Here is a 17,602-nt window from a genome sequence, read left to right as displayed (position 1 = left end):
ATGGAGGGAAGAACCATGTTAGGAAGATTTACTGAAAGAGCTCAGAAGGTATTAACACTTGCACAGGAAGAAACGGTTAGGCTAGGTCATGGCAATGTCGGTACCGAGCACTTGTTGCTTGGCCTAGTGCGTGAAGGTGAAGGAATTGCTGCTAAGGCGTTATTGAATTTAAATGTAAGCATGGAAAGTATCCAACAAGAGATTGAGAAGATGATAGGCTATGGAGAAAATCACAATCAGACAGTTGCTTATACACCTAGGGCCAAGCGAGTAATCGAGCTATCTATGGATGAGGCCCGTAAGCTCGGGCATACATATGTAGGGACTGAACATATCCTGTTAGGTCTAATCCGTGAGGGCGAAGGGATTGCGGCACGAGTACTTAATAATCTTGGTGTAAGTCTAAATAAAGCTAAGCAGCAGGTTCTTCAACTGCTTGGAGGTAGTGAGCTGTCGCATAATCAGAACAACCAAAATCAAAAAAACAATACAAGCACCCCGACGCTAGACAGCCTGTCCCGTGACCTTACAGAAGTAGCTAAAGAAGGCAAGCTGGACCCAGTTATCGGTCGAGATCGTGAAATCGAGCGGGTAATTCAAATACTAAGTCGCAGGACGAAGAATAACCCCGTTGTTATTGGAGAACCAGGGGTGGGCAAAACAGCAATCGCAGAAGGGCTGGCACAACGAATTATTAATAATGAAATCCCCGAAACACTGCGTAACAAACGTGTAATGGCTTTAGATATGGGTACAGCAGTAGCAGGCACAAAATACAGAGGTGAATTTGAAGACCGACTGAAAAAAGTAATGGAGGAAATACGGAGCGCGGGTAACGTAATTCTTTTTATCGATGAGCTCCACACGTTAATTGGTGCAGGTGGTGCTGAAGGTGCAATCGATGCTTCGAATATTTTCAAGCCAGCTTTAGCCCGTGGAGAGCTTCAGTGTATAGGTGCTACTACTTTAGATGAATATCGTAAGCATATTGAGAAGGACGCTGCTTTGGAAAGGCGTTTCCAACCGATTAAGGTTGATGAGCCGACACGTGAAGAGGCAATGCGCATTTTGTTTGGTCTGAGGGATCGCTATGAAGCGCACCATCGTGTAAAGATTACAGATGAAGCAATTGCAGCTGCAGTTAATTTGGCCGACCGCTACATTACAGACAGATTTTTGCCAGATAAAGCTATAGACTTAATCGATGAGGCTGGCTCAAAGGTAAGACTAAAATCCTATACACAACCATCTGATGTGAAAGAGCTTGAAAAACAGCTAGAAGAGGTTAAGGGTGAAAAAGAGGCAGCGGTCCAAGGTCAGGAGTTTGAGAAAGCAGCAAAGATGCGTGATAAAGAGAAGGTCTTAAAGGCAAAGCTTGAAGAGATTAAAAGCAATTGGGAGCAAAAGCAAGTACGTAAGGACTCAGAAGTAAATGCAACAGACATTGCACAGATTGTTTCCGTGTGGACTGGTATACCTGTGGAAAAGATTTCACAGGATGAGTCGGCAAGGCTCTTAAATATAGAAAACATTCTTCACCAACGTGTAATTGGGCAGGATGATGCTGTTAAAGCTGTAGCAAAAGCAATTCGTCGCGCACGGGCAGGGCTTAAAGATCCCAAACGTCCAATTGGCTCATTTATTTTCTTAGGGCCTACTGGTGTAGGTAAAACTGAGCTTGCAAGGGCGCTGGCCGAGAGTTTGTTTGGTGATGAAGATGCGATGATTAGGGTAGATATGTCAGAGTACATGGAGAAACACTCTGTGTCGAGATTAGTTGGCTCACCACCAGGATATGTCGGCTTTGATGATGGTGGACAATTAACAGAAAAGGTCAGACGCAAACCATATTCAGTAATTCTATTAGATGAAATAGAAAAAGCCCATCCAGAGGTATTCAACATTTTGCTGCAGGTATTAGATGATGGGCGGTTAACGGATGCTAAAGGACGGACCGTCGACTTTAGAAATACTGTTGTTATAATGACGTCGAATGTTGGAGCAAGTATGTTTAAGCAAACAAAGCCCCTCGGGTTTACAGTTGATGCTACAACTAGGGATTATGAACAAATGAAAGAGCGCATTATGAGTGAATTGAAGAAAACATTCAGGCCTGAGTTTTTAAATAGAATTGATGAGTTGATTGTTTTCCATTCCTTAGAGCAGGAGCATATCGCAAGTATTGTCAAACTCATGATTGAGGAGCTACGTAAAAGACTGCAAGAGCAAGGGGTAGATTTCGAATTGACTGCCGATGCAGAAGAGTTTTTAGCTAAGGAAGGCTTTGATCGTGAATATGGGGCTAGACCTCTAAAAAGAGCCATTCAAAAGCATATAGAAGATATGCTGTCTGAAGGGATATTATTAGGAGAAATTACAGAAGGACAAAAAATAAAAATTGTCTTGAAGGATAAACATCTAACCTACAAAAAGGCATAAAAAATTTTCAAAGGGACTGTTGTAAAACGAATGATTAACATTCGTTAGAGATAGTCCCTTTTTTGTGGAATATATCCTTTATAAGGCGCCCTACAAAAGATTGCTTGTCCAGCTATAAAAAGATACAATAGTTTTAATTAACAAATAATTGAAGGGCGATAAACAATGAAAGCAAAAACTAAATTTATATGTCAGGAATGTGGCTTTGAATCTTTAAAGTGGTACGGTAAATGCCCTGGATGCTCACAATGGAGCACCCTAGTAGAGGAGATAGATGCGAGCAGAGAGAAGCCACATAAACGCGGGCGCCTTTTCAATAATGATGTAGAATCTAGGAAGGCGACCTCAATTACAGATGTCAAATATACTCAGGAACAACGTATGTCTACTACGATTCAGGAATTCGACAGAGTGCTAGGTGGTGGCATAGTAATAGGTTCCTTAGTACTTCTTGGCGGTGATCCGGGGATTGGCAAATCGACAATTATTTTGCAAACTGCATACCATTTGGCGAAGTCAGGTAAGAAGGTATTATATATTTCTGGTGAAGAATCGCTGAGTCAGCTAAAGATGCGCGCAGAGCGATTAAATGCCCTGCATGAAAATATTCTGGTTATAGCAGATACTAACCTCGATGATATAACAATGCAAGCGTATAAACATAAGCCCGATTTATTAATTATCGATTCAATCCAAACGATGTATGTGCCAGAAGTGACCTCGGCGCCGGGGAGTGTCTCTCAGGTCAGAGAAGCAACGGCGAAGCTTATGCATTTAGCTAAGGAACATCAAATGGCGACAATTATTATTGGGCATGTAACAAAACAGGGATCAATTGCAGGACCAAAGGTGCTAGAGCACATGGTAGACACAGTACTATATATTGAGGGAGATAAAAACCACTTTTATCGCTTAGTTCGCACGGTGAAAAATCGCTTTGGTTCCACACATGAACTTGGTGTATTCGAAATGAATGAGCAAGGGCTACAGGAAGTCAAAAATCCGTCGGAAATCTTCCTGCCTGACCGAGATAAAGATGTGGTAGGGGCTACTATTGTGGCAAGTATGGAAGGTAGCAGGCCATTTTTGATCGAAATACAAGCCTTAGTATCTCCAACAAGCTATGTAAGCCCTAAAAGAACAGCGACGGGCATTGACTATAACAGGGTTGCTTTAATAATGGCGGTATTAGAGAAAAAGGCGGGTCTGGTGCTACAAAATCAGGATGCTTTTATTAATGCTGTAGGTGGAGTACGCTTAGATGACCCTGCGGTAGATCTAGGAGTGGCAGTTGCAATTGCCTCTAGCTTTCGTAATACAGGCGTACCCCATGATTTGGTTGCTATTGGGGAAATTGGGTTAACGGGCGAGATCCGCTCAGTCACTAAGCTAGAAGCGCGTATAACTGAAGCTCAAAAGCTTGGCTTTAAGAGAATGGTAGTACCCTATACATCAAGAAAACTAAATGCTAGTGGAATTGGACTAATTTATGTCAAAACAGTTATGGAAGCATTAGAAGCAAGCTTGGAGGGAAGGATATGAGAAGTGATGACCCAGTATATAAAATACTAAAATCAGTAGCGCCTGGAACAGGATTACGAGATGGCTTAGATAATGTGCTTCGGGCAAAAACTGGAGCACTAATTGTTGTTGGCAGCAATGAGGCACTAGAACCATTAGTAGATGGCGGTTTTTATATTAATTGCGACCTTACTCCTGCCAATTTGTACGAGCTTGCGAAGATGGATGGTGCTATTATCGTAAGTGAGGATCGGAAGAAAATACTCTATGCGAACACACTATTGCTACCTGAATCTTCAATTCCATCAACGGAGACTGGAATTAGGCATAGGACGGCGGAACGGGTAGCGAAACAAACGAAGCAATTAGTCGTATCGATTTCCCAGCGTCGTAATGTTATCACCCTTTATAAAGGTAATTGGCGTTATGCCTTAAAGGATATCGGTGTTATCTTAGGCAAGGCTAATCAAGCAATTCAAACCCTAGATAAATACAAGTCAGTCCTAGATAAAGGATTAATTAACTTGAGTGCCTTAGAGTTCGAAGAGATAGTAACATTTAATGAAGTGGCGGCTGTAATTCAGCGTATAGAGATGGTACTAAGGATTAAAGAGGAAATAGAGAAGTATATAGTTGAATTGGGGACAGAGGGTAGACTGATTAGTATGCAGCTAGAAGAGCTCGTAGCGGGCGTGGAGCTAGAATCGTATCTGGTAATTAAGGATTACTGCAATGATAGTGAGGAGCGTAGTGCCCTAGACGTACTGAAGAATGAATTGAAAAACCTGTCTGCAGATGAGCTATTAGAGCCTGAGAATATAATTAACATTTTAGGATATCCGCCTACGGTCAACATTGGAGAAAAAATAGTCTACCCAAGAGGGTTCCGTGCCTTAACGAAGGTTCCTAGGATACCAATATCTGTTATAGATAATCTGATTGAATATTATGGGAAACTAACTAATATTGTCAACGCTTCCATGGAGGAGCTTGACCTTATTGACGGTATTGGAGAAGTAAGGGCAAAATTGATTGCTGATGGATTACGTAGAATACGCGAGCAAGCTTTTTTTGAACGGCATATTTAGTTATTGTTAAGTTTGCAATAATAGCATACAATTAGATACGAAAGAGGAGTGATAATTTATCTATGAATAAACACGCTTTAAAAGATGAGGGTATATTTACACTGTTATTTGCAATTGTTGTAGCTGGTTTTTTATTCTTTTTATACATACCACTGGTTGTTTTAGGTATTGGACTTATTTTATTTATTTTATACTTCTTTAGAGACCCATTACGGGAGATTGAAGCGGCTGATGATATTATCTATGCTGCATGTGATGGGACAGTTGTAGAAATTAAGGATGTAAATGAAGAGCGATTTTTCAAAGGCGAGGCAAAAGCAATTCATATTTTTATGTCGCCTACGAATGTACATGTAAACCGCACACCAATCACGGGGGAAGTTACATATCAGCATTACCAAAAAGGTAAATTTGTACCTGCAACTAGAGAAAACTGCTATGAGGTTAACGAGCGAAACTATATCGGCATAGAAAATGCTAATACAAAGGTACTACTAGTTCAAGTTGCTGGAATTATGGCTCGCAGAGTGGTGTCTTGGGTTGAGGTTGGGCAGAAGGTTAACCAAGGTGACAAAATTGGTATGATTAAGTTCAGTTCAGGTACGCAGCATTTTCTACCTAATTCCGTAGAAGTGCTTGTTAAACCTGGGGATAAGGTGCAAGCGGGCATCACTCCAATAGGGAGGTTAGTCTAATGTTTGCCAAAGCTCTGCCGAGTATTTTAACAGTAGGGAATTTATTTCTGGGAATAATTGCGATAATCCTAGTTTTTGAAGGGCGCACAGATTATGCGGCTATTATGGTAATTGTTGGCATGCTGTTAGATGGACTCGATGGTAGAGTGGCTAGAATGCTGAATACTCAGAGTGAATTTGGCAAAGAATTAGACTCATTATCTGATATTGTGACATTTGGAGTTGCGCCAGCATTTATTATGTATGCCGCTGTATTAAGCGACTTAGGTACTATCGGTTGGATTATCACCGGCGTTTTCCCAATTTGTGGTGCGTTACGCCTAGCGAGATTTAATGTACAGGATGGGGTGCCCGGGTATTTTGTTGGTTTACCAATCACAGCAGCTGGAGGTATCTTAGCTACGTTTGCATTATATTACGCTTCTTTACCATTTTATGTTTTGGTTATCGGAATGCTATTGCTTAGTTACCTCATGATAAGCAATATTAAATATCCTAGCTTTAAGACTTTAGGGCTTCCGCGGATAGTATATTATGTTTCAGCATTAGTTATATTGATTATAATTTTAGTGTCTCTATTCTATCCGAGTCAGGTTAATAAGCTATTGTTTTTACCACTGGCTCTCTATGCCCTTTATGGACTAAGAAGAAAGGGCAGACCATACAAAAGATTTTTTAGAAAAAGGAAAAAAACGGATAATAAAGACAGTTAAATATGAAGAAAGCACGTTTTTTCACTGAATAAGCATTTTAACTATTGACTTAGAAGACTGATATATGCTAACATATTTTACTTTTGACTTTTTACCGATTTTCTGTTAACCTATATATGGAATACTCGGTGGAGGTGTCCTATGTTTAATGTCGGTGATAAAGTTGTGTACCCTATGTATGGAGCTGGAGTGATAGAATCCATAGAGGAGAAAGAAATTCTTGGTGAAATACGAAAGTATTATGTAATGAGGATGCCAGTAGGAGACATGAAAGTAATGATTCCTATAGGTAATGTTCAGAACATTGGTCTTCGAGATGTTGTTGATGAATGTTTAATTAACAACGTTATGGATAATATGTGTACTGAAGAAGCAGAAGCATCCATCAATTGGAACCAACGATACAGGGCAAACATGGATAAGGTTAAAAGTGGGGACATTTTTAAAGTAGCAGAGGTTGTACGCAGCCTGATGCTTAGAGAGATAGAAAAGGGACTTTCCACGGGAGAAAGAAAAATGCTTGAAAATGCAAAGCAAATATTAGTTAGTGAATTTGTTTTGGTAAAAGGCATAGATGAAGTAGAAGCAATGGGCATTATAACAGAATTGATTGAGAAGAACAAAAATGCGTCTGTCTGACGCATTTTTGTATATGAAAATTGATTACATCTATATTACAAATATCAAAAAAACAGATAATAAATTGATATAATTATTTTTTTTTCAATATACTTACTTATAGAATATAATTAAATGGTAAATAATGAATTAAAGGAGGTGAAAAGTGGTGCTAAAGAAAATTATATATGCTTTTTTTGTTGTGCTGGGAGTTGTACTTGGTTATCAATTCGGGCCAATGATGTTTGCTTTTATGGATTCAGTACTTAATTTAGGTGGAGTATCCTATCCCGAGTATATTGGAGCAGCACTAGGTGCGTTGGTTTTTGCATTATTATTAGCGTCACGCTTTATTGACTACGTAATTGGACTTATAAAATGGTTTGAAGATTTTTTATCGAATACTCCGCTTACAGAGATTGTCATGGGTGTCATTGGAATGCTCGCAGGCTTGTTAGTTGCATATTTGATTCATCCTGCGGTTATTGGTCTACCAGTCGTAGGGCCAATAGTGCCAATTTTCTTATCGATTATTTTAGGTTATATAGGGTATAAGGTAGCAATTTCTAAAAGGGAAGAAATTATCAGTATCCTTCAATTTAAGGGGCTTAAGGACAGAGTTATTAATAAGAAACCTGAGAATACTGGTTGTAAACCGAAAATACTAGATACAAGTGTAATCATTGATGGGCGCATAGCAGATATTTGCAATACAGGCTTTGTTGACGGAACAATTATTATTCCTTCGTTTGTACTTCATGAGCTGCAGCATATAGCTGACTCTTCTGACACATTAAAACGTAATCGAGGCAGACGTGGCCTAGATATCTTGAAACGCATTCAGAAAGAACTACTGGTGAAGGTAGAGATTTGGGAGGGCGATTTTGAGGATACAGCAGAGGTAGACACAAAACTTGTGAAGCTAGCGAAGCTAATAGACGGTAAGGTAGTAACGAATGACTTCAATCTAAACAAAGTTAGTGAGCTCCAAGGAGTATCTGTCTTGAATATCAATGACCTAGCAAATGCAGTTAAGCCTGTAGTGCTGCCAGGAGAAGAAATGCGAGCACAGGTTATCAAAGATGGTAAAGAGCACGGTCAGGGAGTAGCTTATTTAGACGACGGAACTATGATTGTCATTGAAGGCGGAAGTAACTATATAGGAAATGAAATCGATGTAATAGTTACAAGTGTATTGCAGACGTCTGCAGGACGTATGATATTTGCTAAACCAAAATTGTTAGAAAAGGCTTTATAAGTTTTTATAAAATATGATATTATATCGTAAGCATAATAAGTTAAAGATAGGCTTCTAATTTAGAAGCCTATCTTTATTTACACAAGCATTTACCTGTTTGACGGACTAGCGAATACAAGTTTTCTTCTGCGAGGAGATTGTTATGAGCATAAAAACAAACATAAGCAACGAAACGAAAATAGCAGCTATCATTCCTGCAGCAGGAATTGGTAAGCGATTAGGTGTAGGTTATAATAAACAATACATAGATTTATTGGGTGTACCTATGGTTGTTCGCACGATGCAGGAAATTAGTACACACCCACAGGTTACAGAGGTAATATTTGTCGTAGGTCAGCAGGAAATAGAATATGGACAAGAGTTAGTAGATAAGTATAATTTACACAAGGTAACAGCTGTAGTTGGTGGCGGGAAAGAGCGCGTTTACAGCGTAATAAATGGCTTTAAAAACATTCAACAACAGGATATAGATTATCTATTAATGCATGATGGAGCCAGACCATTAATTACGCAGGCTGAAATAGAAAGCTGTATTCAGAAGGCAACAGAAATTGGGGCCGCAATTGTTGCTGTGCCTGTCAAGGATACTATCAAGATTATCAATTCTGATAATAAGTTAATTCAGCAGACACCGAGTAGGAACACACTATGGGCTGCGCAAACGCCACAAATTATTAAACGCACTTTGTTTGCGGAAGCTATTGCAGAAATTAAAGACTTAGACACGATTACAGATGATTCAATGTTAATAGAATTACTTGGCAAACCAGTTGCTGTTGTTAAAGGAAGCTATGAGAATATCAAAGTTACAACACCAGAAGATGTTACATTTGCCGAAATGATTCTTACAAGGAGGACACAGAAATGAGGATAGGAATTGGTTACGATGTCCATCGCTTTGCGGATAATCGCGAGCTCATTATTGGTGGAGTGAAAATAGAGCACAAGCAGGGACTTTTGGGTCATTCTGATGCAGATGTGCTGTTGCATGCAATAAAGGATGCGATATTAGGTGCCTTGGCACTTGGTGATATTGGTAAGCACTTTCCTGATACAGATGAAAAATATAAAGGTATATCAAGTGTTAAACTACTGGAGCATGTATGGGAGCTTGTAGAATCTAAGGGTTATCAAATGGGTAATCTAGATAGTATAATAATTGCAGAGAAGCCTAAAATGGCCCCACACATCGAAGCTATGAGGGAGATTATCGCCAAGGCCTGTCGTTGCGAGATAGGGCAAGTCGGTGTGAAGGCTACTACTACTGAACGTCTCGGTTTTACTGGTAGAGAAGAGGGGATTGCAGCGCAGGCTGTAGTTATGCTAGAAAAAAACTGCTAAGTATCGGAGGGAATACATACAATGAAAGAAACAAGAGTTAGGTTTGCACCAAGTCCTACAGGACATCTACATATTGGAGGAGCAAGGTCAGCACTATTTAATTATTTATATGCCAAAAAAAACAATGGGAAATTTATTTTGCGATTTGAAGATACGGACCAAAACCGAAATGTTGCTAGTGCAGAGGCGAAAATGCTAGAAAGTATGCGCTGGCTTGGTATTGATTGGGATGAAGGGCCAGAGGTTGGTGGGCCTCACGGGCCGTACCGATCGTCAGAACGACTAGATCTTTATAGGCCATATGTAGACAAGCTACTAGAAACAGGCCATGCCTATCGCTGCTATTGCGCCCCTGAGGAGCTTGAGGCGGAACGCGAAGCGCTTATGGCTAAGGGTGAAACGCCACGTTATCTAGGGAAATGTAGAAGCCTTAATGATGCAGAGGAAAAAGCTCTAGCTGAACAAGGGCGCAAACCAGTTGTGCGTTTCCGTGTACCACAAAATGAAAATATCGTGATTAGAGATCAAGTGCGTGGTAGGGTAAGTTTTGAGAGCGATGGTATCGGCGATTTTGTTATTATTAAATCAGATGGAATGCCAACATACAATATGGCAGTTACTATCGATGATCATCTGATGGAGATTACCGATGTAATCCGTGGTGAGGAGCATCTATCCAATACACCACGACAAGTCTTGATATATAAAGCACTAGGGTTTGAAATTCCTACCTTTGCTCATGTGTCGTTAATCTTGGGTAAAGATAGACAAAAAATGAGTAAGCGTGATGAATCCGTAATCCAGTTTGTAGAGCAATATCGTGACCTAGGTTTTGTCCCAGGGGCGATAGTGAATTTCCTAGCATTATTAGGCTGGTCGCCAGAAGGCGAACAAGAGATATTTAGCATGGATGAGCTAATTCAAGAATTTAGCTTGGATAGAGTAGCGAAAAACCCTGCAGTTTTTGATGCTGAGAAATTAAATTGGATGAATAATCATTATCTTAAGCAGGCTGACATAGAATATGTAACTAACCTAGCGATTCCACATCTGCAAAAAGCAGGCTATATTGGAGAGGCCATTGATGATGATACAACTGAATGGCTTCATGGACTAATAGAATTGTACGTTGAGAGAACAGATTATGCAGCGCAATTTCCAGAACTCGTAGCCCGCTTTTTTGAACAGGCAATAGCCTATGATGATGAAGCTAAAGAAGTTTTGGCAGGCGAACAAGTGCAGGTGGTGCTAGATAGCTTTATTCAACAAGTAGAACAAATTGAACAGTATGAACCAGGTGCAATACAAGCTGCATTTAAAACTGTACAAAAGGAAACAGGTGTTAAAGGCAAGCAGCTATTTATGCCAGTTCGTGTGGCAGCGACGGGAGTGCTTCATGGCCCTGACCTAAATAAATCTCTCTGGTTATTAGGTAAAGAGCGTGTAATTGGGCGACTGCAGACTTGCAAAAAACATACTGCTATGTTATAAAAAGTGTAGTTGCATATAATTGAGCGTTGAAAAGGAAAGTACAAATTCGCCCCATTTTACAGAGAGTAAGCAATTGCTGAGATGCTTACATGGAGGGTTTGGAATGCACCTTTGAGCTTTACAGGTGAAACTAGTAGCCTGTAGCGGGACACCGTTAACTGAGTTATGAGTGATATAGTAGCTATTAATAGCTGCTATATAATCAGAGTGGAACCACGAAGAAATCGTCTCTGTTTAGAGGGGGTTTCTTTTTTTATTAATAGGAGTGAGAGCTGTGTTTAAAAATATAAAATCTGACATAGAAGCTGTTTTCGAGCGCGACCCAGCAGCTAGAAACGTGTTAGAGGTTTTAACGTGCTACGCAGGGCTACATGCCCTATGGGCGCATAGAATTGCACATAGACTATATAAACGGAAATGGTTTGTTTTAGCGCGTTTTATATCGCAGGTTAGTCGTTGGTTGACTGGTATTGAAATTCATCCAGGAGCAACAATAGGTAAGCGCTTATTTATAGATCATGGGATGGGTGTCGTTATTGGCGAGACGACGGAAATTGGTGATGATGTAACCTTGTATCAGGGCGTTACACTTGGGGGTACTGGCAAGGAAAAAGGAAAACGACATCCTACAATAAAAAATGGGGCCCTCATAGCGACAGGCGCTAAAGTGTTAGGGTCAATTACAATTGGTGAAAACGCTAAAATTGGAGCGGGGTCAGTAGTGCTGAGAGATGTTCCTGAGGACTCAACAGTTGTCGGCATACCAGGGAGAATCGTAATGCGAAACGGCAAACGTGTTGGGACAAAGCTTGACCATGACCAGCTTCCTGACCCAGTAGCAAACATCCTATGCGATATGCAAAGGCAGATGGCTGAGCTAAGGCTCGAAATTGATGAATTGAGGGAGCGTGTAAAAAGTGACAATTAACGTTTATAATACATTAACAAAAAAGAAAGAACCTTTAAAAACCATGGAACCAGGTAAGGTTAAAATGTACGTGTGTGGCCCTACAGTATACAACTATATTCATATAGGCAACGCTAGAGCTTTTACAATGTTTGATGTTGTTAGAAGCTATTTAGAATATCGAGGCTATGAAGTTATCTATGTGCAGAACTTTACCGATGTCGATGATAAGCTAATTAATAAAGCCAAGGAAGAAAACACCACAGTTGAGCAGCTTGCAGAAAAATATATTGATGCCTACTTTGCGGATGCTGATGCTTTGGGTATTAAGCGGGCAAATGTACATCCACGAGTGATGGAGCATATTTCAGAAATCATATCTTTTGTAGAGCAACTGATAGAAAAAGGCTACGCCTATGAAAGGGATGGAGATGTCTACTTCGACACTGTAAGCTATGAGGACTACGGCAAGCTATCAAAGCAGGAATTAGAGGATTTGCAATCAGGTGCAAGGATTGAAATAGATCCACGTAAGAAAAATCCCCTGGATTTTGCGCTTTGGAAGTCGACGAAAGATACTGAAATAGCCTGGGATAGCCCATGGGGTAAGGGTAGACCAGGCTGGCATATAGAATGTTCAGCAATGGCAAAGAAGTACTTAGGGGAGACGATTGACATTCATGCAGGAGGTCAAGATTTAGTTTTTCCACATCATGAGAACGAAGTGGCCCAGAGTGAAGCTCTGAACGGAAAACCATTTGCAAATTACTGGCTACATAATGGCTACATCAACATAGAAAACAAGAAAATGTCGAAATCTCTAGGAAATGTAATGATTGTTAATGAGCTTCGCAAGCTATACCAACCTGAGGCATTACGGTTTTTCTTAATATCGGCGCACTATCGCAGTCCAATTAACTTTAGTGAAGAGCTTGTACAATATGCGGCTAACGGTTTAGAGAGAATCAAGACAACCTATAGTAATATAGAACACAGATTAACAACATCAGTTGATTTAGATAATGATATAGAAGAATTTGAAGTACAGCTAGCTAAGCATATTAAAGATTTTGAACAATCTATGGATGATGATTTTAATACGGCAGAAGCACTTGCGGCAGTATTTGAAATTGTCAGGGACGCAAATGTATACATGCGTGCAGAAGTTACAGACGCAAGAATTTTAAAGCGTTACAAAGAAACTCTAGAGACATTAATGGCAGTATTAAGAATCGAATTGCAGCAGGCAACTGCTATGGAAGCTGATATTGAAGCTTTAATTCAAGAACGACAACAGGCACGAAAGAACAAAAACTTCCAACGCGCAGATGAAATTCGCGATCAATTATTAGAACAGGGTATAGTTCTAGAAGATACTCCACAGGGTGTCAGATGGAAAAAGGTGAACTAACGTTGAAAAAACCAAATTACCGTGAACTATCAAGTCTGGCGTTAGCATATATTGGTGATGCCGTTTACGAAGTAATGGTACGACAACATTTGCTTAATACAGGCATTGCCAAGGTGCAATTCTTGCACAAGGAATCAACGAAATTTGTAAGTGCTAAAAGCCAGTCCCGCTTTATTCATGCGCTGATGGATGAGTTAACAGAAGAAGAAAAAGACATTGTAAGAAGAGGTAGGAACACGAAATCCCATACTACGGCAAAGAATGCTTCTGTGAACGAGTATAGATATAGTACGGCATTCGAATGCTTAATTGGTTACCTATATTTAACAAACCAACAGGAGCGCTTAGAATGGGTATTTGAACAAATCGTATTGTTGGGGAGGAGCAGTGAGTATGAAGATAACAAACTTTGAGCAAACGGGGTTAGAGCGAGTAGCTATGTGGCTAGACAGCTACGAAATAGGCCAATTAGACGAACAAGCATACAAGGATGCTCTCCGAACGACTAATATATTTTTTGTGGCTGAAGGTATTAACCGTATAGCCAGCACACTTTTATGTGAGCTAAAAGCTTCTTATATTCAGCAAAGCCAACGCTATGTATCTATGACGGAGGATGGTTTTGTACTTCCAGATTTAAGCCCTGCGGATATGGAGAAGGCGCGCCAATTAACTAATGAAAGCTTTGAATTGTATAAAAAAATGTCCGAGCTTAAGCCAGGTGAGTTTAAGGGAAGGCCAAAAAACGAGAATTATCTACATGGCATTCCAATCGAAGATGCCAGATACATATTACCGTTGTCTACGAAGACTAATATTTGCGTGTCTATGACTGGGGATAAACTGTTTGATTTATTTAGAATGCTACATGAGTATAAGTATAAGGATGTTTTTCTAAACTTCAAACAACAGTTAATCAAGAACCTACCCAAGACTATCGTTGCTTGCTTACCTAAGGAATCAGATCGAGACAAATATAAAGATGCCCTCGAAGATTTATACGAACCGCTAATTAAGCAGATTACACCTGCAAAACCTATGGTGCTACTAGATAGGTTTGCAAACCTAGACTTACAGGTGGGATTAGGGGCGTTAACAAGTACACAAAGCAAAACATCATCGGAAATTTTAGCGGCATGGGGTGATGATGCAACAGATAAAGCCCGTAAAATAGCTGATAGAGTCCTTGGTTATGGTCATTATAGCATTGCGGAACAAGCGAGAACTACCTTTGGTATGATGTGTAGCTTAGTAACCTATCATCAGCAGGTTCGCCATCGTTTACCTGAAACCTTTCGAGAAGATTTACTTAGTATATTGCTAGATATCGAAAGACCAGTGCTAGTGCCAACTACAATTAAAGATTCAGCATTCTATGAGCCGTTTCTTCAACTAATCGAAAAAATTAAAGCTTTTCGTATATATGTCTATGAGACCTATGGACAAGATAAAGCATACCCGTTTTTATTAAATGCTGACCAAATAAAAATGGTCACTTCTACAAATGCTAGAATGGACGCAATTATGCTAGCTGAACGCACATGTATGAATGCCCAATGGGAGATTAGGCAGCTTGCGATAGAGAAGTTAAATATTTTACGTGAGCTATCGGATGTTTTATATGAGAAAGCGCTTCCATCCTGTGTGTTAGGGAAATGCAAGGAAGGCAAGCTAAGCTGTGGTCAGCAAGCACAAGTGAAAGAGTATTTCGCAATACGAAATGAAAGCTAGTAAAATTAACAAATGAAGAGGGATAGTATGAAGAAGGTTAACGTGAAGAAAAAAAAAGCTCCTGCAGAGCCTAGTCTGGAAGAAAACAACGAACTACAACTAGAGGGTAAGAATCCAATTGTTGAAGCCCTGCGTGCTGGCCAGCAGGTGGATCGTATATTAATTGCTGAAGGGGCACGTCAGGTTGATGAGATTAAGCAGCTTGCTTCGGAGAATGGTGTCAAATATCAGTTTGTAACTCGGCAGAAGCTAGATCAAATAGCAACAACAAAAGCCCATCAGGGTCTAATAGCCTTTTTAGCATCAGTTACATATACTGATTTTGATAGCTGGATTAGCAGCATTGATATAAGCAAAAATCCAGTTGTACTAGTGTTGGCGGAATTACAGGACCCTCAAAATGTTGGTTCGATTATCAGAACGGCAGAGTCCGCTGGTGTCGCAGGTGTAATTATTGCTAAGCACCGTGCTGTTGGCTTAACGGCAACAGTTGCTAAAGCTTCTGCTGGAGCTATAGCCCATATGCCAATCATCCGTGTTACGAATCTTGCAAACACCATAGAAGACATGAAGAAGCAAGGGTTCTGGGTTGTAGGGACGGATGCTAGAGCGGACAAGAATTATTATGAGATTAGCTATGATATGCCGACGATTTTAGTGATTGGTAGTGAAGGCAAAGGCATCGGTCCGTTGCTTGAGAAAAAGTGTGACTACTTAATTAAAATTCCTATGCTAGGAAAAGTTACCTCCCTGAATGCATCTGTAGCAACTGGGATTATGACATATGAGATTGTAAAGCAAAGACTATCAAAATAACTTGATGATGGTAAGCGGCTCGTGCTGTCTGGGAATAGGAGTAGCGTGGATGGAGTATTTGATTGTTGATGGCTATAACGTTATTGGGGCATCAAAAGAGCTAGCAAAAATTAAAGAACAGAGCCTAGAAGAAGCAAGATACTTACTTCAGGAAGCTTTATCTGAATACAGTGCCTTTGCTGAGCGGCAGGTTATCATCGTCTATGATGCTCATTTATCTAAGGGTAACTTAAAGAAAAGTAGCCTTAACAATCTTCGCATCGATTTTACTAAAGAAGGTGTAACGGCTGACGAATATATTGAAAAACTCGTGACGGATTATATACGAAGCGGGCACAAGGTTTATGTAGCTACCTCAGATTTTTTAGAGCAGCGAGTTGTTTTTGGCAAAGGTGCCTTGAGGATATCCTCCAGAGAATTATGGCACGAGATAGAGGTTATGAAAAGAAGAGTCTCCGAACAACTTAGTGAGCAGCCTAAGAAGCGAGCAAAGCTTACCGGTAGCATCAATCCAGAAATAGCTCGAATTTTTGAGAAATGGCGCAGAAAATGAAAAAAGAAGGCTAACCTTGGTTGACGTAATTTGATAACATAATGTATAATTGCTTTAGCAAAGCTTGTGGGACAAGGTTCGTAATGGCAAGTGCGTCTGGGGGAAGTTCGCGTGAGTATGAAGGAAGAGGAAATAAAAATTATAGCACTACATGTAATGTCTGATGAGGACGTTTTAGAGCTAATTCAAAACGGAGATGATAAAGCTCTAGAGTTCTTAATTAATAAATATAAGAACTTTGTAAGGGCTAAGGCAAGGTCTTACTTTTTGATAGGTGCAGATAGAGAAGATATAATTCAGGAAGGTATGATTGGTTTATATAAATCTATCCGTGATTTTAAAGGGGACAAGCTAGCTTCGTTTAAAGCGTTTGCAGAATTATGCATAACCCGACAAATAATCACAGCGATTAAAACTGCCACCCGCCAAAAGCATATACCATTAAATTCATACATATCCCTCGACAAGCCGATATATGACGAGGATTCTGATCGTACACTTTTAGATGTGATATGTGGAACTAAGGTAACTGACCCTGAGGAACTAATAATTAACCAAGAAGAATTTAATGATATAGAATTTAAAATGGGTGAGCTGCTGAGTGACCTTGAACGTAAAGTACTAATGCTTTACTTAGATGGACGCTCCTATCACGAAATTGCCATAGACTTAAATCGTCACGTGAAATCAATCGATAACGCATTACAACGAGTTAAACGAAAAATAGAGAAATATTTAGAATTGCGTGACATGCCACAGCAACTATAACAAATTAAGCTCAGAATTTATATAAGAAATATATTTCATTCATGCTATTAGTAACGCATGGTGGGATTATATTTCTTTTTTAGTCGAGTAATCTCGATAGACCTAAGTGCCATAGAGTGATATAGATTTGAAGTGAATGTATTTAATACTGTAGTTATGGCAATATTTATTAAAAACTAAAGACTCTTAACTGATGTCAAGTTTTCTTTATTGACATCAGTTGTGAGTTGTGATAAATTACTTTAGGTAACC

The 17,602-nt window shown here is 39.8% G+C and carries 17 protein-coding genes and 1 other annotated feature; all 17 genes read left to right on the top strand.

Translation table 11 applies throughout. From position 1 onward, the window contains the following. Positions 1-15: 15 nt before the first annotated feature. The 17 genes from BHF68_RS03955 (at position 16) to sigH (ending at position 17,350) form a co-directional block, all read left to right on the top strand. Positions 16-2,439 carry an ATP-dependent Clp protease ATP-binding subunit gene (locus BHF68_RS03955; protein ID WP_069642366.1) on the top strand — a complete coding sequence of 808 codons (2,424 nt, stop codon included), beginning with the start codon at positions 16-18 and terminating at the stop codon, positions 2,437-2,439. Between the two features lie 165 nt (positions 2,440-2,604). After that, complete coding sequence (radA, locus tag BHF68_RS03950; protein ID WP_069642365.1) at positions 2,605-3,981, top strand: DNA repair protein RadA; 1,377 nt, start codon at positions 2,605-2,607, stop codon at positions 3,979-3,981. Beyond that, complete coding sequence (disA, locus tag BHF68_RS03945) at positions 3,978-5,048, top strand: DNA integrity scanning diadenylate cyclase DisA (RefSeq protein ID WP_069642364.1); 1,071 nt, start codon at positions 3,978-3,980, stop codon at positions 5,046-5,048. Before radA ends, disA begins: the two co-directional genes overlap by 4 nt. A 62-nt stretch (positions 5,049-5,110) precedes the next feature. Further along, positions 5,111-5,743, top strand: coding sequence for a phosphatidylserine decarboxylase (locus tag BHF68_RS03940; protein ID WP_069642363.1), 633 nt, complete (start codon positions 5,111-5,113; stop codon positions 5,741-5,743). Then, entirely contained in the window at positions 5,743-6,456 is a 714-nt protein-coding gene (gene pssA / locus BHF68_RS03935; RefSeq protein WP_069642362.1) for a CDP-diacylglycerol--serine O-phosphatidyltransferase, read from the top strand. Before BHF68_RS03940 ends, pssA begins: the two co-directional genes overlap by 1 nt. A gap of 141 nt (positions 6,457-6,597) precedes the next feature. Next, complete coding sequence (locus tag BHF68_RS03930; RefSeq protein WP_069642361.1) at positions 6,598-7,095, top strand: CarD family transcriptional regulator; 498 nt, start codon at positions 6,598-6,600, stop codon at positions 7,093-7,095. Positions 7,096-7,243: 148 nt separating this feature from the next. Beyond that, positions 7,244-8,332, top strand: a complete 1,089-nt coding sequence (locus tag BHF68_RS03925) for a PIN/TRAM domain-containing protein (RefSeq protein WP_069642416.1) — start codon at positions 7,244-7,246, stop codon at positions 8,330-8,332. A gap of 142 nt (positions 8,333-8,474) precedes the next feature. Further along, entirely contained in the window at positions 8,475-9,200 is a 726-nt protein-coding gene (gene ispD, locus BHF68_RS03920; RefSeq protein ID WP_069642360.1) for a 2-C-methyl-D-erythritol 4-phosphate cytidylyltransferase, read from the top strand. Then, the gene (ispF, locus tag BHF68_RS03915) at positions 9,197-9,673 is read left to right on the top strand and encodes a 2-C-methyl-D-erythritol 2,4-cyclodiphosphate synthase (RefSeq protein WP_069642359.1); all 477 of its coding nucleotides are present in this window, start codon (positions 9,197-9,199) and stop codon (positions 9,671-9,673) included. The genes ispD and ispF overlap by 4 nt, the downstream gene beginning before the upstream one ends. 21 nt (positions 9,674-9,694) lie before the next feature. Then, positions 9,695-11,164: a glutamate--tRNA ligase gene (gltX, locus tag BHF68_RS03910; protein WP_069642358.1), complete on the top strand. Its 1,470-nt coding sequence runs from the start codon at positions 9,695-9,697 to the stop codon at positions 11,162-11,164. A gap of 17 nt (positions 11,165-11,181) precedes the next feature. Continuing rightward, positions 11,182-11,399, top strand: a binding site (T-box leader). Between the two features lie 39 nt (positions 11,400-11,438). Beyond that, positions 11,439-12,092 carry a serine O-acetyltransferase gene (cysE, locus tag BHF68_RS03905; RefSeq protein WP_069642357.1) on the top strand — a complete coding sequence of 218 codons (654 nt, stop codon included), beginning with the start codon at positions 11,439-11,441 and terminating at the stop codon, positions 12,090-12,092. Continuing rightward, entirely contained in the window at positions 12,082-13,482 is a 1,401-nt protein-coding gene (gene cysS, locus BHF68_RS03900) for a cysteine--tRNA ligase (RefSeq protein WP_069642356.1), read from the top strand. The genes cysE and cysS overlap by 11 nt, the downstream gene beginning before the upstream one ends. Beyond that, positions 13,464-13,895, top strand: coding sequence for a Mini-ribonuclease 3 (locus BHF68_RS03895; protein ID WP_069642355.1), 432 nt, complete (start codon positions 13,464-13,466; stop codon positions 13,893-13,895). The genes cysS and BHF68_RS03895 overlap by 19 nt, the downstream gene beginning before the upstream one ends. Then, on the top strand, positions 13,876-15,213 hold the full coding sequence (locus BHF68_RS03890; RefSeq protein WP_069642354.1) for an FAD-dependent thymidylate synthase: 1,338 nt from the start codon (positions 13,876-13,878) through the stop codon (positions 15,211-15,213). Before BHF68_RS03895 ends, BHF68_RS03890 begins: the two co-directional genes overlap by 20 nt. Positions 15,214-15,240: 27 nt before the next feature. Continuing rightward, complete coding sequence (gene rlmB, locus BHF68_RS03885) at positions 15,241-16,029, top strand: 23S rRNA (guanosine(2251)-2'-O)-methyltransferase RlmB (protein ID WP_084019188.1); 789 nt, start codon at positions 15,241-15,243, stop codon at positions 16,027-16,029. Between the two features lie 49 nt (positions 16,030-16,078). Continuing rightward, complete coding sequence (locus BHF68_RS03880; RefSeq protein ID WP_069642352.1) at positions 16,079-16,582, top strand: NYN domain-containing protein; 504 nt, start codon at positions 16,079-16,081, stop codon at positions 16,580-16,582. 117 nt (positions 16,583-16,699) lie between these two features. Then, positions 16,700-17,350, top strand: a complete 651-nt coding sequence (gene sigH / locus BHF68_RS03875; protein ID WP_141706224.1) for an RNA polymerase sporulation sigma factor SigH — start codon at positions 16,700-16,702, stop codon at positions 17,348-17,350. The last annotated feature ends 252 nt before the right edge of the window (positions 17,351-17,602 follow it).

Origin of the sequence: Desulfuribacillus alkaliarsenatis (genome assembly GCF_001730225.1) — a bacterium.
In the GTDB taxonomy this organism is placed as follows: Bacteria; Bacillota; Bacilli; order Desulfuribacillales; family Desulfuribacillaceae; genus Desulfuribacillus; species Desulfuribacillus alkaliarsenatis.
The sequence above is the reverse complement of the archived record's forward strand: the minus strand, read 5'-3'. Positions and strand labels throughout refer to the sequence as shown.